Annotated in this window: 19 protein-coding genes and 1 pseudogene; 7 read left to right on the top strand and 13 right to left on the bottom strand. The window is 47.4% G+C overall.

The window, feature by feature from the left end; genetic code table 11:
* Positions 1 to 71: 71 nt before the first annotated feature.
* The 3 genes from AR383_RS19030 to AR383_RS19015 form a co-directional block, all read right to left on the bottom strand.
* Positions 72 to 1,249 (bottom strand): IS3 family transposase gene (locus tag AR383_RS19030; protein ID WP_157051634.1). Its coding sequence is split into 2 segments (ribosomal slippage): positions 72 to 979 and positions 979 to 1,249, totalling 1,179 coding nucleotides; the frame shifts between segments, so codons are not numbered across the junction.
* Positions 1,250 to 1,309: 60 nt separating this feature from the next.
* A complete protein-coding gene (locus AR383_RS19020) occupies positions 1,310 to 1,897 on the bottom strand; it encodes a substrate-binding periplasmic protein (protein ID WP_157051797.1) in 588 nt (195 codons plus the stop codon).
* A 238-nt stretch (positions 1,898 to 2,135) separates the two neighbouring features.
* Positions 2,136 to 2,888: a DeoR/GlpR family DNA-binding transcription regulator gene (locus AR383_RS19015; protein ID WP_055734550.1), complete on the bottom strand. Its 753-nt coding sequence runs from the start codon at positions 2,886 to 2,888 to the stop codon at positions 2,136 to 2,138.
* Between the two features lie 467 nt (positions 2,889 to 3,355).
* Between AR383_RS19015 and AR383_RS22275 the strand changes: the two are divergent.
* The 3 genes and pseudogenes from AR383_RS22275 to AR383_RS19000 form a co-directional block, all read left to right on the top strand.
* A pseudogene (locus AR383_RS22275) lies at positions 3,356 to 3,660 on the top strand (Gfo/Idh/MocA family oxidoreductase); the annotation flags it as partial.
* The gene (locus AR383_RS19005; protein WP_417858493.1) at positions 3,658 to 4,398 is read left to right on the top strand and encodes a Gfo/Idh/MocA family oxidoreductase; all 741 of its coding nucleotides are present in this window, start codon (positions 3,658 to 3,660) and stop codon (positions 4,396 to 4,398) included. The pseudogene AR383_RS22275 and the gene AR383_RS19005, both read left to right, overlap by 3 nt.
* A 10-nt stretch (positions 4,399 to 4,408) precedes the next feature.
* Positions 4,409 to 4,882 carry a heme-degrading domain-containing protein gene (locus AR383_RS19000; protein WP_055734548.1) on the top strand — a complete coding sequence of 158 codons (474 nt, stop codon included), beginning with the start codon at positions 4,409 to 4,411 and terminating at the stop codon, positions 4,880 to 4,882.
* Positions 4,883 to 4,942: 60 nt separating this feature from the next.
* On the opposite strand, the gene AR383_RS18995 is transcribed toward AR383_RS19000, so the two are convergent.
* The 4 genes from AR383_RS18995 to AR383_RS18980 form a co-directional block, all read right to left on the bottom strand.
* The gene (locus AR383_RS18995) at positions 4,943 to 6,040 is read right to left on the bottom strand and encodes a DUF1513 domain-containing protein (protein WP_055734547.1); all 1,098 of its coding nucleotides are present in this window, start codon (positions 6,038 to 6,040) and stop codon (positions 4,943 to 4,945) included.
* A gap of 1 nt (position 6,041) precedes the next feature.
* On the bottom strand, positions 6,042 to 7,004 hold the full coding sequence (locus AR383_RS18990; RefSeq protein WP_055734546.1) for an imelysin family protein: 963 nt from the start codon (positions 7,002 to 7,004) through the stop codon (positions 6,042 to 6,044).
* A 9-nt stretch (positions 7,005 to 7,013) separates the two neighbouring features.
* Complete coding sequence (locus AR383_RS18985; RefSeq protein WP_229711271.1) at positions 7,014 to 8,414, bottom strand: di-heme oxidoreductase family protein; 1,401 nt, start codon at positions 8,412 to 8,414, stop codon at positions 7,014 to 7,016.
* Positions 8,415 to 8,496: 82 nt separating this feature from the next.
* Positions 8,497 to 9,738, bottom strand: a complete 1,242-nt coding sequence (locus AR383_RS18980; protein WP_055734544.1) for an imelysin family protein — start codon at positions 9,736 to 9,738, stop codon at positions 8,497 to 8,499.
* 425 nt (positions 9,739 to 10,163) lie between these two features.
* Between AR383_RS18980 and AR383_RS21635 the strand changes: the two genes are divergently transcribed.
* Positions 10,164 to 10,331 (top strand): hypothetical protein, encoded by a 168-nt coding sequence (locus AR383_RS21635; protein ID WP_157051796.1) that lies wholly within the window; start codon positions 10,164 to 10,166, stop codon positions 10,329 to 10,331.
* 96 nt (positions 10,332 to 10,427) lie between these two features.
* On the opposite strand, the gene AR383_RS18975 is transcribed toward AR383_RS21635, so the two are convergent.
* Entirely contained in the window at positions 10,428 to 11,309 is an 882-nt protein-coding gene (locus AR383_RS18975; RefSeq protein WP_055734543.1) for a LysR family transcriptional regulator, read from the bottom strand.
* Positions 11,310 to 11,415: 106 nt separating this feature from the next.
* Between AR383_RS18975 and AR383_RS22380 the strand changes: the two genes are divergently transcribed.
* The 3 genes from AR383_RS22380 (at position 11,416) to AR383_RS18965 (ending at position 12,785) form a co-directional block, all read left to right on the top strand.
* Positions 11,416 to 11,592 carry a DUF2798 domain-containing protein gene (locus tag AR383_RS22380; RefSeq protein ID WP_250636639.1) on the top strand — a complete coding sequence of 59 codons (177 nt, stop codon included), beginning with the start codon at positions 11,416 to 11,418 and terminating at the stop codon, positions 11,590 to 11,592.
* A 303-nt stretch (positions 11,593 to 11,895) separates the two neighbouring features.
* Positions 11,896 to 12,165: a DUF2167 domain-containing protein gene (locus AR383_RS22370; protein ID WP_250636638.1), complete on the top strand. Its 270-nt coding sequence runs from the start codon at positions 11,896 to 11,898 to the stop codon at positions 12,163 to 12,165.
* Entirely contained in the window at positions 12,138 to 12,785 is a 648-nt protein-coding gene (locus tag AR383_RS18965; protein WP_250636637.1) for a DUF2167 domain-containing protein, read from the top strand. The genes AR383_RS22370 and AR383_RS18965 overlap by 28 nt, the downstream gene beginning before the upstream one ends.
* Positions 12,786 to 12,845: 60 nt before the next feature.
* On the opposite strand, the gene AR383_RS22605 is transcribed toward AR383_RS18965, so the two are convergent.
* From AR383_RS22605 to AR383_RS18945, 5 genes are all read right to left on the bottom strand, one after another.
* On the bottom strand, positions 12,846 to 13,262 hold the full coding sequence (locus tag AR383_RS22605; RefSeq protein ID WP_335338364.1) for a hypothetical protein: 417 nt from the start codon (positions 13,260 to 13,262) through the stop codon (positions 12,846 to 12,848).
* Positions 13,256 to 14,335 (bottom strand): FAD-dependent oxidoreductase, encoded by a 1,080-nt coding sequence (locus AR383_RS18960; protein ID WP_335338363.1) that lies wholly within the window; start codon positions 14,333 to 14,335, stop codon positions 13,256 to 13,258. Before AR383_RS18960 ends, AR383_RS22605 begins: the two co-directional genes overlap by 7 nt.
* 231 nt (positions 14,336 to 14,566) lie before the next feature.
* Complete coding sequence (locus AR383_RS18955; RefSeq protein WP_055734542.1) at positions 14,567 to 15,217, bottom strand: hypothetical protein; 651 nt, start codon at positions 15,215 to 15,217, stop codon at positions 14,567 to 14,569.
* A gap of 94 nt (positions 15,218 to 15,311) precedes the next feature.
* Positions 15,312 to 17,180, bottom strand: a complete 1,869-nt coding sequence (locus tag AR383_RS18950) for an aspartate:alanine exchanger family transporter (RefSeq protein WP_188407593.1) — start codon at positions 17,178 to 17,180, stop codon at positions 15,312 to 15,314.
* Positions 17,181 to 17,252: 72 nt separating this feature from the next.
* A complete protein-coding gene (locus AR383_RS18945; protein WP_055734541.1) occupies positions 17,253 to 18,626 on the bottom strand; it encodes a glutamate decarboxylase in 1,374 nt (457 codons plus the stop codon).
* Positions 18,627 to 18,845 lie beyond the last annotated feature (219 nt).

Below are 18,845 nucleotides of genomic sequence, written 5' to 3'. Positions count from 1 at the left end.
TCCACAAATGCTTTTGTCTGTGCAGTTTTGTGACAGGAAAGTAAATCAACACTGCTCTGGATGTGTAGTGGTCAAGTAAAACTGGCCACGGTTTTATAGTTTTTCCAGTACAACTCTTCAGCCTGATTCGGTGGCAACATCTTGTTGTGCTGATGTGGCCTGACTTGGCTGAAATACCCTACGATATAATCCGTTATGGCGTGCTTGGCTTCTAAAAAAGTTCGGTAGCCTAGCTCTGGCATCCATTCTGTCTTCAAACTTCTAAAGAAACGCTCCATCGGCGCATTATCCCAACAATTACCACGGCGACTCATGCTCTGTTTGATTTGATATCGCCATAGCAACTGTCGATATTTAACACTCGTATATTGGCTGCCTTGGTCTGAGTGAAACATTAGTCCTTGAGGCTTACCTCTCAGTTCATAAGCCATCATCAGCGCCTTGCTAATAAGTTTACTGTCAGGGCTCAAAGACATTGCCCAACCAACAGGTTTCCTTGCATATAAATCCAGTACAACCGCTAAATAAGCCCAACGATTCCCAGTCCAGACATACGTGATATCACCACACCAAACTTGGTTAGGCGCATCCACCGTAAACTGGCGAGCAAGAACATTGGGTGCAACAGGATGCTCGTGTGTCGCTCGTTTATAGCGATGCTTTGGTTGTTGGCAGCTAAACAACGCAAGTTCACGCATCAAGTTGCTAGCGACATAACGGCTTAAGGGTGTACCTGTTTGCGTAACCATTGCTGCAATAGTGCGAGCTCCCGCAGAACCTTCACTCACTTCAAATGCTTCTCGAACTTTCTCTTTAAGCACAATGCGATTCGGTGTTTCGCCGACCGCTTCATCACGCCAATATTTGTAACTACTTCGATGAACACTGAATAGCTGACATAAATGATTAGCGGGAAAGCTCTCTTGAAGCCGATGAATTAACGCAAACCTTTCAGCTCGTCCGACATCAAGAGAGCGGAAGCCTTTTTTAAAATGTCTTTTTCCATTTCAAGGCGTTTGACCTGCTTTTCTAGCTCACGAATACGGCGTTGCTCATCCGTCATGGGTGTCGCCTTAGGTGATTCACCACGGCGCTCTGAGCGAAGTTGTCGCACCCATTTATCCATCGTTGAGTTACCCACGCCCATGGCTTCAGCGGCCTCACGAACGCTGTAATTTTGGTCTACAACAAGCTGGGCAGCTTCTAGGCGAAATTCGGGGCTAAAGTTAGGTCTTCTTGGTTTTGTCATTAGTTCACCTGTTTTGTCTCTGAGGTGAGTCTATCACCTCTAATCAGGTGGCCAAATTCACTATGCCACTACAATGGGATGTTGAGGAGAGTAACTTAGACGATCTATATACTTGGTGAGATCGGGAAGAAAGCCTAAAAAGACATCAATTCGGCCATCTTCTAACATTCTTATACTATTAATATCCTTAACTACATATCTCACTTGGATCCCTAAGTCGGTTAAGTGTTTATGCCATCTCTCGGTGCCTAAGGTCGCCCCCACCGATTTCCCCCTTAGTTGCTCTATGGAAGTTAAAGCCTGGGTCCCTTTTTTTGTAAACATGTATTCTTTAATAAGCCCGAAGGGAAAACTCAATAAAATATTGTCCTCACCAAAACGTCGCTTCATCTCATCGCTATAGCCATAGGTGCAGTCATACATTCCTATCATAAATAAACGCAGGGCACGCTTTTCTGGATAAAATGACTCCGCATATCTAAGGCCAGAGCGTCTAGCGGCCTCGCGCAAGATGATTTGATAGGGACCAGTTAACTGCTCATTGGTCAGGTCAGTATAATAAGGCGTAGAGATAGAGACCGGCTTAGCAACAGCAGATAGCATGCTTAAGCCTACAACAAGGAACATGAACAAGTATTTTTTATACATAGCGTCCCTTTGCAAATTTGGGAGAACAAACCCAGTAACAATGATAAGCGAGGCATGATTAACCAAACACTCTTTTTATTAGCCTAGACCAAAGCAAACCAAATGCGGTGAGCTCGGCTCGCTTGATATCACAATACCGAACTATGGCGAGGTAAAATGCTTAAACGGTTAGCCAACTAAGAGTAAAAATTACAGCTAATGACTTGGCTAAATATGGCAAAACCCTAACAACGCTACGCTATGTTGGACAGATGATCAGCTCAACCCCATGTGCCTCAATTTGTTTTTGAATATTTTCTGGTGGGCGCTGATTACTTATAACAAAATCGATATCTGACCAAGCACAAGACTGATACATCAGCTGGGTATTAAACTTGCTGGCATCGGCAATACAAATCACCTGTTTAGCTTGTTTGGCCATGGCCAATTTAAGATTGGCATCGGTTTCTAAATCGGTGCTAATGCCCGACTCAGATAGCGCGCTCACTCCGATAAAGGCCTTATTGACTTGATACTTTTTAATTTGGGCAATGGTCATTTCACCCAAAATGGTGTGAGAGAAATCATCGAAACTGCCTCCTAATACGCATTTTTTTACCTCTGCTTTATCACTTAGGGCATTCAAACATTCCAAAGAATTGGTAATCACCGTGCAGGCCTTATCAAGGAAATAGGCCAAAGAAGCACAGGTAGTGCCCGCATCGATAAACAGCACATCCTGGGGATTCACTAAACTCGCGCCAAAGGCGGCTAGCTTTTGCTTAATAGGATCGGCTTCGGCTCTTTGGCTATAGGGAAGGCTAACAATTTTTTCATCAAGAATCGCGCCGCCGCGGATCCGCAAAATACCGGGACGAGAAGACAGCTTAACCAGATCCCGTCTGGCGGAATCATAAGAGATTTGATAATCGCGACAAATCTCGTCAATTGTCACCTTGCCTTGCTGTTTAATCTGCGCTTCCAGTGCAATCAGACGTTCTTCTTGGGTCATTTAGCCGCTCCTTCTGTATCAATCATGCCAGTGTAACCGATTATGCCAGCACAAACACTTCCATTCACTTAAAAACACTTAATCAAAACAAAACTAAACGAAGTGTCGAATACTCAGCCTTGAGACATCACTCTCCAAGCCCAAATTCAAGCGAGTAAAACTCCCACACAAAGCGTCCAGCAGCGCATTAAAGCATTAGGATCATCACTTGCCAGATTAAAAGTTCCGCTCACTAAGCAGCGAACTTCAGCAGCCAAATCGCGTAAATCTACGTAAAGCACCTCACAAACACTTGCAACTCGGTAAGCATTTATGCATATTTGTCAGCTTGGCTCAAGGTTTGTTAAGCGATAGTAAGCTTTGTGAGTTAGACATGCCTAGTGCCACCCCAGCTAAACTTAACCAACCGTTTGATTTTGCTAAAAACTACGGCTTATTACCCTGCCCCGCCAGCATAGAGAGGAATTATGACTACAACTCCCATTAAAACCGCCGTTATCGGCTATGGCCTTTCGGCTAAAACTTTTCATCTTCCCTTTATTAAGGCCCTAGCCGAGTTTGAACTGTCTGCGATTAGCACTAGCCAAAGCGAGCAAGTTAAGCAAGATTGGCCTGAAATAGACCACTATGTATCGGCCAACGAGCTAATTAAAAATTGCGATGCCGAATTGGTGATCATTACCGCCCCAACGATGTGCATTTCGACTTGGCTAAACTGGCACTAGAAAACCATAAACACGTTATTCTAGAAAAACCTTTCGTTACCGAAGTGGCCGAAGGAGAGGCCCTTATTGCCCTAGCAAAACAGCAGCAGCTGCAGCTTAGCGTTTACCAAAACCGTCGTTGGGATGGTGACTTTCTTACCTTGAAGAAGCTGATTGAGCAACAGCGCCTAGGCGAGATAAAACACTTCGAATCTCACTTTGACCGTTTCCGCCCAGAAGTGCGTCAGCGCTGGCGCGAACAAGCCAGTGTGGGCGGCGGCATTCTGTTTGACTTAGGCCCGCACCTGATTGACCAAACCCTACAACTATTTGGGCTTCCTGAGGCTATCACCGCCCAATGTGAAACCATGCGCGAGGGTTCTAACAATGTCGACTACTTTAATCTGATACTGCATTACCCCAAACATTTGGCCTGCCTACATGCCGATCTCTACAGCGCAGGCCCCAATCGCCGCTATATTGTGAAAGGCAGCGCTGGGAGCTATGAAAAAAGCCATCTTGACCCACAAGAGCCGCAGCTTGCCGCAGGGCTAGGCCCAGATCATCCCGACTGGGGTGCAGAGCCTGCCGAGCTTTATGGCTATCTGTATCAAGAAGAGCAACCACAGCGCATTGCTAGCGAACGCGGCTGTTATCAACAGTATTTTCAGCAAATGGCTCAGGCAATTCGCCACAATGCCCCAGTACCGGTGGCGGCAGAAGATGCGCTATGGAGCATTAAGTTAATCAAGCTGGCGATGGAAAGTAGTCGTTTGGGTCAAACCCTAAGCCTTAAACAAGCATAGAGGAAACAACATGACTCAGAGCGCCTTACAAGAGGTATTAGCCCAAGAGCAGCATCTACAACTGCTGCACTTTAATAATCAAACCGCCTGGCAATTGGGCTGCGCCCTAAAACAAGCGGTTGAAGATTTAGCCGCAGCAGTCAGCATTGAAGTGTATGCCTTTGAACAAGTGCTGTTTAGCTACGCCATGCCCGGCACCAGTAAAGATAATCTAGAGTGGATCCGTCGTAAGCGCCAAGCGGTAATGCGCTTTGGCCATAGCTCTTATTATTTGGGGCTGTATAACGCCGCGCAGCAGCGTGACTTTGAAGCTCAAGCCCATATTGATGCACGCGAGTACTGCGCCCATGGGGGCTCTTTTCCGCTGCGGCTACAAGGCTGCGGGCAAATTGGTGCGGTCACGGTTTCTGGACTGCCGCAAGAGAGCGACCATAACTTGGTGGTAGCAGCGCTGACGCAAATATTGGCAGAACAACAAGGCTAGTCAGCTTTAAACGCAGACCCTTCAGCCCGCTTCTCTGCGGGGCTGAATGGTCAAATCCACTTAACTCAAGCTCAGCAGCGCCATGTGGTTGTCCCACTGCAAGGCTGTGCGCTGGCGGCTTAATTTGTTGGCCTGATGGATCAACAAACCTTGACCAGTAGAGGCATGCCAAGCATCGGCAGTTTGTGCCAAACCACAGACATCAGCATATTGCATCAGTTGCTCAAGCTCGCCCTGCTGCTCAGACCACGCGGCTAACTTGCCAGCACGTGGCGAGCTAGCCATGACCTGCCCCTGATGACAGATAATACTGCCGATGTATTGTTCAAACATCGGCCAATAGTCGGCATGGGGATCTAAAGCCACACACTCGCCCTGCCCCTGTTGAGAGTAGATCAGTGATTCCGGCTGTTGCTGGGGAGCTTGCCCCTGACAAGCCATCCACACGCTATCACTTTGCGGCGAATAGGCTAGGTGGCGAATACTTAACTTAGAATTGTTTAGTTTACGAGTCAGCAAGTGCTGCCCGGTTTCGCTATGCAAATACACCAAGGCCGGTTGCATGCTATCTAAATTAAGCTTTTCGCGCCCTCGAGTATGAATACCGCCCACCGCCACGACTAAGCGCTCTCCCGGCAGCAATAACAACTGATGCGGGCCAAGCCCAGCTAACGGCCATTGCTCGGCTAGTTGCCATTGCTGTTGCCGGTGCTGATACACTAATATCGAACCTTGACTGCTTTGCATCGAGCCAGCGGTGAGGTAAACGCGCTGGGCATCTTCACTGAAACAGGCGTGGCCGTATAAGTGCATATTGTCAGGCGGATTAAGCTGCGCCAGCGCCTCACCATTAAACGGATTAAACAACTGAGCAAAATCACCGGGACGACGCGCTACACAGATCCCAAGCTGCTGCTCGGGTTTAGCCAAGGCTACGTCGTGACCACGCGCCGGTAAAGGCAAGCGATAAACCACTTCCCCTTGCGCATTGGCTGCAGCTAGGTAGTGCTGCAGCTCCTGTTTAGCACAGGCAATCAACAAATAATCCTCTGTCAGCGCTTGCTCAGAGCCCAAGGCCGTAGCGAGGCGGCTGATACTAAAACTGCTAGCGCCTAGCCCCAGTAGCCCCATTCCCTTTAAAAACTGTCGGCGCTGCATTTTAGTCACCATCGTTATTGTTGAAGCCCAATTCAATATTCAGCGCTTGTGGCACTTGATGAACAAATAACGCATCCAGCGCCACTAAGGCTTGCTCGGCCTCTTGCCAGGCGGCTAAGTTCGCGTCTGTTGCACTGGGTTCTTGCTGTGGTAGTTGCTGGCCAGCGGCAACAAACTGGGCCGCTAGCGCCTCGGCTAATTTGCCATCAACCGATGCCAAATAGGGTTGTAGGTAGGCGTGATAACGCGCCTGCAATAGGCTCAACTGCTGGCGTAGTAAAGCCATACTCAGATTAGCCCGCCAAGCTTCACCTTGATAAGGGCGCAAGCGCTGATGCTTAGCAGAATACATTGCCCGCAACTTGCGTAGCATTTGGCTGGCTTGCAAACGGTAGCTATTCAAGAAGTCACTCAACTGCTGGGCATGCTCAAGTTGCTCTAACGCGGGCAAGCTCAAACCCTGCTGCACTTGCTCAACACTGGCCAAATAAAACTCCAGCGTTTGCGGCAGCAATGCACAACGTTGTTCACCCCTCAGCGTTTCAAATAACAAATAAGCTTGGCTGCGCAGATTACTATGAGTACGGCTTAGGGCTTTAGCTTCGCTGGCTAAGGCCGCTTTTACCTTACGCCCTGCGGTATCTTTTTTATCTGGCCAATAACTCAGTGCCCAGTTCAATTTTAAATCCACCAATGGCCCTAAGGCGGTGGCCTGCAGCGGTAAATAAGCCTGGTAGTTTTGCTGCCAAGCTTGTTGAGTTTTCGCCAAGCCTTGCGGCTCAGGCTTAGCGCAATAATCATTTAACTGCTGCTGGTAAGACTGCGCCTTAGCCAATAGCTGATTGGCCGCCGCCGCAATCGTCTGGCGCTCGCCGCTTAACCAAGTCTCTTGCTGGTTGGCTGCGGCGCTACTGCTAAACCACCAGCCCGCGACCACACAGCCTATAATTAAGTTTTTTTTCATCGACCACTCCTACAATGAATTAACAAAAGCCACTAGCGCTTTACGCTGCGCCTCACTGAGCTGGGCAAAGCCTTGTTTTGCCGCTTCGGCTTCGCCGCCATGCCATAGAATCGCTTCTGTTACGTTACGTGCGCGGCCGTCGTGTAAATACTGAGTATGGCCATTCACCACCTCAGTTAAACCTAAGCCCCATAGAGGCGGAGTGCGCCAATGCTGGCCGCTGGCTAAATACTCCGGCCGCCCATCGGCCAATTCTGGGCCCATATCGTGTAATAGCAGGTCGGTATAGGGATAGATTTTCTGCTCACTCAGCGCCGGAAGATTAGGCCGTTTGGCGGTCACAAAATGACGTTGATGGCAACCATCACAATTAAGCTCACTAAATAACTTATCGCCTTGCTGCACCAGCGGATCATCCACATTACGTCGCTTAGGCACCGCTAAATGGCGCGTATAAAACTCCACAAAGCCAAGTAATTTATTGCTCACTTCTGAGCCGTCGGGATCCACTCCCGAGGTAGCTTCACGGCAAGCGCTTTGCTTGTGGGTGCAGTGATCTTGGCTAAACAATAAACTGGTAATGCCAATATCCCCATTAAAGGCAGCAGCATTTTGCTGCATCAAACTGGGTTGTCCGGCCTTCCAGCCAAAGCGCCCCAAGCTAAAGGCTTGCTGTTGCTCATCCCACACGCGGTTGGCAATGCCACGAATACCATCGCCATTGCTATCTTGAGGATCTTGGTTCGCTAAAATGTCTTGCGCACTGATGCTTTCCAGCAAACCAAGGCCAATCATCGGCTGGGCGATACGCGCAGAAAACAGCGTATCGGGATGCATTGGGCCGTAAGCCAGCTGGTCTACGATCAAGCTTGGCGCTCGCAGCATCACTTGGCTGCCGTCGGCAAAACGAAACGGCTTGTCTTTATAGCTAAAACGCACTCGCGCTTCGGGGGCCACGCCAGGTATTGCTTGGTCTTGAATTTGCCCACCATAGTTGGGCTCTGGCAGCACCCCTTGCTTGGCTTGTATCGCCTTTTGCTGCTCTGTTAGCGCAGGAATGCTAATGCGCACTAACATCGAAACCGCATTGTCATCGCCCTGCAAGGCGGGATGACCACGACCATCTTTTAAGTGGCAGTTTTGACAGCCATTGGTATTAAACAAGGGGCCAAGGCCATCTCGCGCTACCGTAGTAGCAGGCGCCACCACCCAAGGGTTGCGGAAAAAACTATTGCCGGTACTAAAATTTAAGCGCCCGTCAAAATCTAAATTGGCCGCGGGTAAGGAAAAGGCATTTTCATCAGTTCGACTGGTGGTGGTATCGCCACCAGGTTTATTAGGGTTGGCACTCAAAGTGCTGCTTATCGCTGCTAGTACCAAGCCAATAAGCCACATGCTGTTATTATTCAAGCGTTCTCTCCATGCCTGCTTGTTGTTACAAAAACGCAGCAAGGGAGCCTAAGCTCCCTTGATTATTTAAACTTACGAATATTTAAAATTCATGGTCGGCAGTATCAGGATTCAAGTTTTCAATGCCTAATACTTGCGCAGTCTGTTCAATAGCTCGAGTTTGCTCAACGAGAGCGAGGATCGCACCGTTAATCAACTCATGCCCCTGAACATTGTCGGCCGCAATTAATTGGTCGAAGTACACCCCATTTTGCTCGGCACTTACCACCAATTTGGCGGTTTCAGCCATAGAGTCGTCAAACTTCATTTTATTGGTTTTGGCTATTTGTGGATCTTGCTGGGCCACTAAGTCGGCCAAGCTTGGGCCACTTAAGGTAGAGCCATCAAGACGCTCGAAGCTGCCAAAGTAAACATTGCTAATACCTTGGTTATTATAGAAATGCGAGTTATGGGTATTGTCGCTAAAGCAGTCATGTTCATCTTCGGTGGAGTTAGCTTCTAAGGCCACCTTCATGCGCTCACCGGCTAACTCACCCAAAGAAAGGCTGCCCATACCAAACATCATGCGACGCAGTGCTTGTTCGCTAGGCTCAGACACTAACTGGCTTTGATACTCACCACCTTGCTGCCATTGCTGACTCATGTAGCTTAAATCATCCACTAACAACTGAGTTACCGCGGCTAAGTACTCGGCGCGACGCTCACAGTGGCCATTGGTACAGCCACTACCTTGCAGGTAATCGGTATAAGGGCGCTCGCCCGCACCTGCTTGGCTACCGTGTAGGTCTTGGCCCCATAGTAAAAACTCTACCGCATGATAACCGGTAGCTACGTTCGCCTCTGAACCCGCTAATTCATTTAATGAAGCCAGCAGCTCAGGAGTAATTTTGCTCAAGTCGATGCTTTGCTCACCCACTTTTAGGCTGGTATTCGCAATAATATTGGCAGTGGCACCGGGGTTACCCAATTCATATTGGTAATCAGCCGCAACGTAATCGATCAACCCCTCGTCTAAAGGCCAAGCATTTAGCTGCCCTTCCCATTCGTCGACAATTGGATTACCAAAGCGGAATACTTCACTTTGCTGGTAAAAACGACGCGCTTCTTTCCAAGCTTGTTTCGCTGCTGCGAGGTTTTCTGCCGAAGGGTGCTCAATCAATTGTTGGCTAGCTTGTTGTAAGGTTTGCGCAGAACTTAAAGAGTCACTGTATACCGCGTGGGCTAGCTCTGCATAATGAGCTACGACTTGCTGTTGGTTTACTGCTGCAGAGGCAACGTTGGCCAGCAGCAGGGTTGATCCTATCAGGGTGCTTAATAAGCGCATGGTCATCCTTTTCACAATCTACATGATAATTATTATCATTATCTTTACCAACAAGGTGTAAGTAAACAAAAAAATCAACTCTTGTAAAAAAATACTAAAAATATGGCTGAAATAGTGTGGAGAGCTAAGGTCAACATCACCCGTACAAGAATCGTATTTAAAATGGAAAACCATGGAAAAATTATTAAATTTCAAATGAGTACGTCATTGCGACGAGAACAGAGGTAGAGATTTTACCAGTCTATAGAACTGGTTCATCACCCAGCCTAACAGATTTATCAAGGATCTTTCTGCACCACCTTAAACGCCCCATCATTTCGTCATTAAGCTGTCATAAAACTCACGTTTAATAGCGCGCATTAACAGGGGCGGCATGAGGCCAGCTCTAACTTAAACACTATGAAATCAGCATTGAGGGTAAACAGATGAGCACGCTTAATGGAAAACAATTTTGGAAAGTACTACGTAAAAAAGGCATCCCACCTTCGGTATTTGCCATGAAGGCCAATTGTTCCTTAACCAGTGTCTATAACCTAAAAGAGCGCGCTTACATTCCAGAAAAATTCGCCTTGGTCTTAGAAAGTATTAACTAGTGCAATACGGCTAAACTGGCTCGCCTGTCATATCGCTAAATGCCCTTATAGAGGCTTAACAGCACCGAGCCAGTTAGCATGCCTTTAACTATTACCTTAAAAATTTGCATGGCTTTGCAAATAATCAATCAGCTTAGCAGCTCGAGTACTCAACAGCTGTCGCCGATACCACACCGCATAAACATCACGCTCAACGCCATGCCAATCGGGCAAGGCACGAACTAGATCTCCTGAAAGCAGTTCTTGTTTGACTTCAGTTTGCGGTAGTAGAGCAATCCCCAGTCCGTCTACCGCAAACTGTTTCGCCACGTTTAAGTCGTTAACTAACACCCGCTGCGTTGCTGGCTTAAAGGTGAATTGAACGGAAGAGTCTAAGTTGTCAAATAGGAGCCAACTAGGCAGCGGGGAAACCACAATAAGCTGATGTTGCTCTAGCGCCTTTGGCTCCACCAGCGCAGTGGAAGACTGCAGGTAGCTAGGGCTAGCCACCAGAAAGGTCTGAATCGTTCCCAATTTGTATTGAGTTAAATCTGAATCGGCTTGCCTACCCACTCGTATAGCCAAATCGGCGTTGGTGGCATGAAAGCGTGCTAATGTATTGCTCAGCTCCAGCTCTAATTGAATATTCGGGTGAGCGATTAAGAACTGAGCCAGTATTTTTTGCAGGTGACTCGCCATTAAGTTAGTGGGCGCTAATAGTTTGATTAGACCGACCTCGCCGGCAATATCTTGTCTTAGCTCATTCGCAATGGAATCTAAGGCGTTAATATGAAAACCGGCGCTTTGGTAAAGCTTTCGCCCCTCCCGTGTCATGTCAAAGGTATGGCTATTTCTGCTTAATAGCTTACAGCCAAACTCTGTCTCTAGTTGTTTAATCCGCCTGCCAATGGTGGACGCCGGAATATGTAACAATTTACTGGCGGCTTTGAAACTACCCGCTTGAACAACAGCAATAAAAAGTGAGATGTTATCATGCATATAAAACCATATATGGGTTTTAAAGAACCATATAAGCCTATTTAAATCATTTATAAGCGCAACTATAGTCTCCTGCATAAGCTCAAACAAGTTCAGGAATTAAACGATGAAACAACGCATAGTATTTACGCTTATCATGTCTTTCTTTTTGTCATCTTTGATGACTTTGTGGATAACTTACATCAACTTAGGCGCAGCCATAGGCTTCATCAGTTTATGGGGCATGCATTTGCAATGGCTTGGCCAGCGGCCGCGCTCATTTCTTTCTTTACTTCGCCCTTAGCCCAAAGGCTGACACTAAAAATATTACGATAGTGCTCTGTTCTAAGCAGCCAGCCCATAAGGTTGAGAAATCATCCAATGGCAATCAGCTTAGCTATTTGCTGGCGCCTCATTCTGTATTTACTTGTCCAAGCATTAGAAAATATTAATATTTTTGTGAATAAAGAAGCACTTCTATTGTACTGTTTCAGGTAAGCTTGAGCTGCGCGCTTACAGCTAAGCCAGCGCGCTAACTCATCTCAAATAACTAGGATAACGAAGGGATCCGTTAAGCTCTACCTAGTCTCTATACAAGGAAAAAACAATGAACATAATAGGAAAGCTGCTGCTGTGTATGGCGATGCTTTTTGCGCCCAGCACCTTTGCTGAAGAATCACAATTAAGCCCAGAACAAGAACAATACATCATCGAGATGCAACAAATCTGGGATTCATTAGATAGAAAAAGCGGCGAAATTGAGCTGCAAAATGGTATCGCCAAACTCACCGTACCAGATAGTTTCTACTATTTAGATGCAATTGATACCGAGAAGGTATTGGTGGAGGTATGGGGAAATCCCCGGGCTCGGGTTTAGATACTTTAGGCATGTTATTTCCCGCAGAAAGCACTCCCTTTGATGATGACTCTTGGGGCGTGACCATCGAGTATGAAGAAGACGGGTATGTGTCTGATGAAGATGCCGATGACATCGATTATGGCGACTTGCTCTCGCAAATGAAGCAAGATACCGCCGACGCTAGCGAACAGCGAATGGAGCAAGGCTACGAAGCTATTGAGTTAGTAGGCTGGGCTGCGCCACCATACTACGACAAGGCCGCTCACAAACTACATTGGGCCAAAGAAATTAAATTTGGGGACTCGGAAACCAATACCCTCAACTACAACATTCGAGTACTCGGTAGAAAGGGTGTTCTAGTATTGAATTTCATCGCAGGCATGGATCAAAAACAGCTGATTGACTCGCAATTAAACACCGTAGTAGCCATGGCTGAGTTTCAAAAAGACTCTCGTTATGAAGAGTTTGACCCTAGCATCGACAAGGTAGCCGCCTATGGTTTAGGTGCTTTGGTGGCGGGTAAGGCGGTAGCTAAAACCGGCTTTTTAGCCGCCGCTTTTTTATTCTTGAAAAAGTTCGGCATCATCCTTTTAGCAGGAGTTGGCGCCTTCCTTAAAAAGCTATTTAAAAGCAAATAAGCCAATAGCTGCTGATAAAACAGAGGCTAGCCACGCTAGCCTCTGCAACCCAATTAATGCCTAACGGGCCAAAGCCAGCGGATAGTTACGCTGCTCGGCTAGCTGCTCAGCCAAGTCCAAGACCTGCTGGTAACTCAGCCCCTGAGTGCAACGTAACTCGGTCATGGCCGAGCCCTCTGGCTTGCCTAGCAACAAACCCTGCTGACGAATATTATCAATAATCTGCTCTGCGGCATGTAGCGCCGAGGAGAACTTAACAATCTCGGTACGAGCATAGTGGGCCTTATCAAACGACACACTAGCGGCACGTAGGCTTGGATCATCCCCAGGAATTTGCTGGGCACCAAACAAGGGCCGCCCCGCCACGCAGGCATCACTAAAACTGGGTAAATAACGCGCCATATGTTTTACCGCTTCACTCGTTCGCTCTGCTATCTCTTCTGGTCGCCAACCTTGGGTTAATTTACGACTTAACAAGGGCTCAGCTCCGGCTGAGCACTATTGTCACTGGATTTCACCAAGCCACCTTTAAACAAGGTGATAGTATCGGTCATGCCATGCAGCTGAAAAATGCCATCGGGATAGGGTGTAAGCTGGGCCATACCATTGGGCGTTCCACGTTGGCCATGCACAACTAACTCGGGCCAGCGCCCTTGTTGGCTAGGCCACTTGGCCAAATAGGCGGCTTTAAATTCCACCATGCGATGGCGAGTCAACTTGGCCATGTCGTCGAGTCGCCCACTACGATAGCCACAGGCATTAATCAGATAATCTACCTCGATGCTCTGCTCACCCTGCTCGCTTTGGTAATCCACCCGCCAACGAGGGCTGGAGCCTCCCACTTGCTCAATATGGGTCACCTTGGTATTGGTAAGCACTTGGCATTGGGCTAAGCGCTGGGTAGCCAAACTCACGGTTGCGGCAATGCGCAACAAGCTTAAGCCGTATTCCTGCACTTGCACAAAGGGAAACTTAAAGGCAGCCAGATCCAGTTGTTTCGCCACTGGGATCATCCAATCATCTAAGCTTTGTGGGGTGTCGGGTATCGCTAATTCCGCCAAGGCTTGTAAGTCTTCACGCGAATATAAACGGTAGTAGTCCTCAACTGGGCCAAGTTGCTGGTTATTGGGGTGCAGAGCCACCAGCTCGGCATAGTGAGCTTGCAGCTTTTGCAAACGCGGCAACAAGGCGTTGGGGTCGCCGGGGTCATTATTGGGTACAGCAATCACTGTGGGGCGGCGATTTAGTGCATGAGGAAATACCCGCAGCGTATGGATGGATTGCTCTAACAGCTTTAGGCACTGCTGATCAGAAATCTCACGATACAGATTGCCCCCCGCATGTAAGTGACAGGCCGGAGGCCCATTAACTAAGCTAGGGCCAGCTTCAAACAAGCTAACCTGAACACCAAGCTCGGCTAACTTTAGGGCAGCAGCAGAGCCTGCTATTCCCCACCAACAACCGCCACGCGAGGTGATGCTGGTGAGTTCGCCGTTTTGGGGTGAGACTGCTTCACTAAATTTCATCCACAACAGAAAACAACGTCTCATTCTAACTGTGGTGCTAATACATTGAAATAGCCTAACCTTAGAATACTCAGGCTAAGTGCCCGATTTTTAGGCAAAAAGTCACTACCAGCGCGGAAACAGCAGACTAATAAAACAACGAAAATAGCGGGCTTTGCAGCATAAAATGGTCCACGAACTAATAGTTAAGACAAAGACTTAGCTAAACCCACCAGCGGCAGTGCGCCTGCTATAGCGCACTTATAGTGCGGTTGCCTACCAGACTAAGGGTTGAAAAAACTCAAAAACAAAACGCGGTAATAGCAATGACGCAGACCCGCTATTACTAAGCTCAAACAATTCCACCTGATAATTGAGCCAGAACATCACTAGCAACAAGCCCACATAGAGCAGCGCCATGCGCAAATTTAGCCGCTTAGAAAATGGTGAACGTAGCAGGCTCACTAGCGGCCCCAGATAAATGGCCGCCAACCAAGCCACACTGCCTAAATAGAATACCGCTTTACGCAGTAACTCTGCTTGTGAGGCTTGTGCGGGTATTTGTTGAACCACTAGGTTAAGGCTGTCATTCAATGGCGAGAAAAAACCAGTAACGGTATTAGCCAAGGCAAGGTACATAAACAAGTCACCCAAAATGAATGACCAGTGGTCACACGCCCCCACCTCATCTAAGGCCGATGAACTAATAAACGCCACCACCGCCAGTAAGCTCAAGGCTAAGGCCAACAGCAAGGCCATGCTAACTCGAAAATGCAAAGGATGGTTAAAACCGGGGATGTCTATGCCCCCTGCCATGTTAAAGCGCTGCGACAACTGAAACGATACAATGGCAATGTTAAAACTAATCAAGGTCAGCCGCGCACGCATTACGTTAACGGCAATATGTACTGTCGACACAGAGCGCATGCTCGGCCTCCACTAAAAAAAGAAAAGCCTTAACAATGCAATCAGTACACGGTTAAGGCTTAATACTTAAGTTTTCATCGCTTAATCACTAAGCTTATGAGAACACCATCGCAATGTAACCGAGGATCAATACCACTGCAGAAGTCAGTGCATAAGGTACTGGGTAGGCTACTGCGGCAATACCACTTTTAGAGATATCTTGAATGCCGTTCAGTGCTGGGGTGCTGTTACGACCACCGGCACAGGCACCAGCCAATACCACTGGGTTCATTTTGCGAATGTAGTAACCATATAACCAAGCCAAGAAAGGAGGAACTAACGCACCTAACAAGCCCAATACTGCAATCCAAATCACTACTGTGCCTTGGAAAGAAGACATGATTTTAGGTCCTACACCTGCCGCCAATACCGCAACAAACAAACTTAAGCCAATATCGTTTAAGAAAGAACGTGCGCCTTCACTCATTGGGCCACCAAAGTCAGGATTACGAGTACGTAACCAAGAAACGAAGATACCCATTAACATACAACCGGCAGAAGTACCCAAGGCAAAAGGAATACCGCTAATTTCAACGCTAGCGTGACCAATCACAAAGCCCACAAACAAGGCTAGAGACATGAATGACACTTCGGTATAAGTACTTTCAACAATCGGTTTAGCTTTTAAGGCTTTAGCTGCTTGCTCTACACACCAAGCTGGGCCAGCAAGACGCAATACGTCGCCTTTTTCTACCACAGTTTTAGGTAAGTGAGGAATTGCCACACCGGCTCTAAACAATGATTTTAGGTGTACACCAAAACCAAGCTCTTGGCCTAATTCGGTCAAGGTTTTACCAGCAAAGCTAGATTTACCTACGTGCACGTCTGCTACTTCAATATCGACCATGCGAGCACGAGGTTCAGCCACTTCATTACCCACTTTGTCGCTGCCGCTGAGCAATAGGTTGTATTCACCCATTACACCTACAACATCGCCCATCTGTAACTTAGGATCGGCTTGTGCATCAATCACTTCGTCACCACGTACCACTTTTAAAATGGCCGCGTGCGGGTTCTTTTTAAATAGTTGGCTAACAGATAGACCCACCAATTCTTCATGCTCTACCACATAAGAGCGAATTTGCTTGTCGGTAAAGCCCAATAGCGAGGTACCCGCTGTGCCTGGTAAGGCGCCACCGTCTTCACCACCACTAAATTCTTGCTCTGCTTTGATCGCTTCGGCTACTGCATCTTTACCAAACATTCTGGGTAAGTATTTCACCAACAAGATGATGAAGATTGAAGAAAGCACGTAGCTAATCGCATAACCGGCCGCCATATTGGCACCTACCATATCGGCAGTAACGCCTTCTGGAAGTTGGAAAGCACCAGTAGAAACGGCAGATTGAGCCACGCCCATTACCGCAGTAACAGTATAACTACCAGAGATAATACCGGCTGCGTAGCCAGGGCCTAGATCCAACACCTTAACGCCAAAGAAAACGATTAAGAAGTTAGAGAAAACAACAATTAAACCAATCATTACGAAGTCGAACCCGCCACGAGCTAAGCCCGAGAAGAACTGAGGCCCAACCCGCATTCCCAAGGCGTACATAAACAACATCAAGAAGATGTCTTCTACTAGGCCAGGAATATCATAGGTAATGCCGTATATGGCACTTGATGCTAAAGCAATCAAAATACCAGTGACCAAGGTACCGGCGGTGGCCCCTAGGCAAATACCACCCACAGTGATTCGGCCAAGAGGGTAGCCAATCGCCAGGGTTAAAAATAGGTAGGCGAATGGGTTTTGCGCGAGGTAACTCAAGGCACCGGCAACGCCATTGCTCACTTCTGGCTCTAAGGTGGCGGCATAGGCATTGCCTAACCACAATGAAGCTAAAGCTAATAGCCAAAACATTAGGCTAATCATATACTTAGGCGGATGCGACAAAAAGCCCGCCAGTTTTGGTCGTGTATTCATAATAGAGTCTGCTTATCTGAGAAAAAAGAAGCCGCAACATTGGGCTTCTTTTTTAGAAACGGGACTGTGTGATTAACACTTCCCAGATGATACTTTGTGAAGGTCGTGCAACTTAGGTGGAGTAGCGTTACCGCCATGCTCTTCTAAGTACTCACAGGCCATTTCGATATCGCGAACTAAGTTTTCAGCGGCATCACGGTTTAAGTGAGGACGAACCACAATACGCAAGCTGTTCACTTCTTGAGCGTTAGCAGGCATAGAGTAAGCCGATAAAATCCAGCCGTGCTCGCGTACTTTGTTTGAAATATCAAACTCGTTGTAGTTAGTTACCGACTCATCAAGAGTAAGAGCAACCACTGGGATGCGCTGAGTCTCGTTCATCACTTTGAACTTACCCGTTGCCAACAAGCGTTCACGCAAGAATTCAGCGTTTTCTACAGTTTGCTTCATGATGCGGGTATAACCTTCTTTACCCAAACGAATGAAGTTGTAGTATTGGGCTAATACGGTTGCCGAACTCTTACTAAAGTTAAGCGTGGCAGTCGCCGCTTCGCCGCCAAGGTAGTTCACGTAGAACACCAAGTCTTCATTAAATACCGCACGCTCACGGAAAATAATCCAACCTAGACCAGGAGGTACTAAACCAAATTTGTGGCCAGATGCGTTAATTGATTGCACACGTGGTAGGCGGAAGTCCCACTCATACTCTGGGTATAAGAAGGGGTTAACAAAACCACCAGAAGCCGCATCAATGTGCATAGGAATAGATACGCCGGTTTTTTCTTCGTAAGCGTCTAACCAATCGTGAATGCCTTGGAAATCATCGTCTTCACCAGTGAAGGTTTGACCAGCAATAGCAACCACACAGATAGTATTTTCATCAACGTATTCGTCTAATTGCTCAGCAGTTAGGCAGTATTGACCAGGTTTTAGTGGAACGATGCGTGGCTCAACGTCGAAGTATTTAAGGAATTTTTTCCATACAATTTGAACGTTACCGCCAGTTACCATGTTTGGACGTGAAGCATCTTTACCTGCTTTCTCACGCGCTTGACGCCAGTTCCACTTGTGCGCAAGCCCCGCTAACATACAAGCTTCAGAAGAGCCAATGGTAGCCGCGCCATAAGGTTCTACGTCTTTAGGGCCATTCCATAAGTCATGTAACCAACGTACACATTTTTCTTCGGTGGCTTTAGTGTGAGGGTACATATCTGGGTCAGCAAAGTTACGGAAAGAACCTTCTTTGAAGATTTCAGCCGCTTCTGGCTCAACAAAAGTTGTCACAAAAGATGACAAATTAAGCATGGGATTAGCGTCGGTCCAGCATTCACTTTTTACTAGGGCAGCAGCGGCGCGAGCAGCCATGCCTTCTTCAGGGAAATCTTTAGGGATCTCGATATTGAATTGCTCGTAAGGAGATAAATCAGCGTGCTTATCGTGTGACATATTGTGTTCCTGTTTGTTGAGTGACTCTTAAACGAACCATCATGTTGTGAGAAAATTATTACCTTAATGCTACCAATGCCCCTGCTGTGGGGCGGTCTTAAGCAAGTGAGCGCATAATAGGTGAGAAATTACCTACGAATAACTCGCTTTTGATGGACTAGACCATCGTTAGGCAATAAAACGCGGTGACAGCAGATAGCAGAAATGAGGAAGGCTTAA

The organism is Agarivorans gilvus (assembly GCF_001420915.1).
GTDB classification, from domain to species: Bacteria; Pseudomonadota; Gammaproteobacteria; order Enterobacterales; family Celerinatantimonadaceae; genus Agarivorans; species Agarivorans gilvus.
The sequence above is the reverse complement of the archived record's forward strand: the minus strand, read 5'-3'. Positions and strand labels throughout refer to the sequence as shown.

Bases quoted from the DNA above. Each gene is read 5' to 3' on its own strand.
- AR383_RS19020 (WP_157051797.1), bottom strand. From the start codon at position 1,897: ATGTATAAAAAATACTTGTTCATGTTCCTTGTTGTAGGCTTAAGCATG.
- AR383_RS19015 (WP_055734550.1), bottom strand. From the start codon at position 2,888: ATGACCCAAGAAGAACGTCTGATTGCACTGGAAGCGCAGATTAAACAG.
- AR383_RS19000 (WP_055734548.1), top strand. From the start codon at position 4,409: ATGACTCAGAGCGCCTTACAAGAGGTATTAGCCCAAGAGCAGCATCTA.
- AR383_RS18995 (WP_055734547.1), bottom strand. From the start codon at position 6,040: ATGCAGCGCCGACAGTTTTTAAAGGGAATGGGGCTACTGGGGCTAGGC.
- AR383_RS18990 (WP_055734546.1), bottom strand. From the start codon at position 7,004: ATGAAAAAAAACTTAATTATAGGCTGTGTGGTCGCGGGCTGGTGGTTT.
- AR383_RS18980 (WP_055734544.1), bottom strand. From the start codon at position 9,738: ATGCGCTTATTAAGCACCCTGATAGGATCAACCCTGCTGCTGGCCAAC.
- AR383_RS21635 (WP_157051796.1), top strand. From the start codon at position 10,164: ATGAGCACGCTTAATGGAAAACAATTTTGGAAAGTACTACGTAAAAAA.
- AR383_RS18975 (WP_055734543.1), bottom strand. From the start codon at position 11,309: ATGCATGATAACATCTCACTTTTTATTGCTGTTGTTCAAGCGGGTAGT.
- AR383_RS22380 (WP_250636639.1), top strand. From the start codon at position 11,416: ATGAAACAACGCATAGTATTTACGCTTATCATGTCTTTCTTTTTGTCA.
- AR383_RS22370 (WP_250636638.1), top strand. From the start codon at position 11,896: ATGAACATAATAGGAAAGCTGCTGCTGTGTATGGCGATGCTTTTTGCG.
- AR383_RS18965 (WP_250636637.1), top strand. From the start codon at position 12,138: ATGGGGAAATCCCCGGGCTCGGGTTTAGATACTTTAGGCATGTTATTT.
- AR383_RS18960 (WP_335338363.1), bottom strand. From the start codon at position 14,335: ATGAGACGTTGTTTTCTGTTGTGGATGAAATTTAGTGAAGCAGTCTCA.
- AR383_RS18955 (WP_055734542.1), bottom strand. From the start codon at position 15,217: ATGCGCTCTGTGTCGACAGTACATATTGCCGTTAACGTAATGCGTGCG.
- AR383_RS18950 (WP_188407593.1), bottom strand. From the start codon at position 17,180: ATGAATACACGACCAAAACTGGCGGGCTTTTTGTCGCATCCGCCTAAG.
- AR383_RS18945 (WP_055734541.1), bottom strand. From the start codon at position 18,626: ATGTCACACGATAAGCACGCTGATTTATCTCCTTACGAGCAATTCAAT.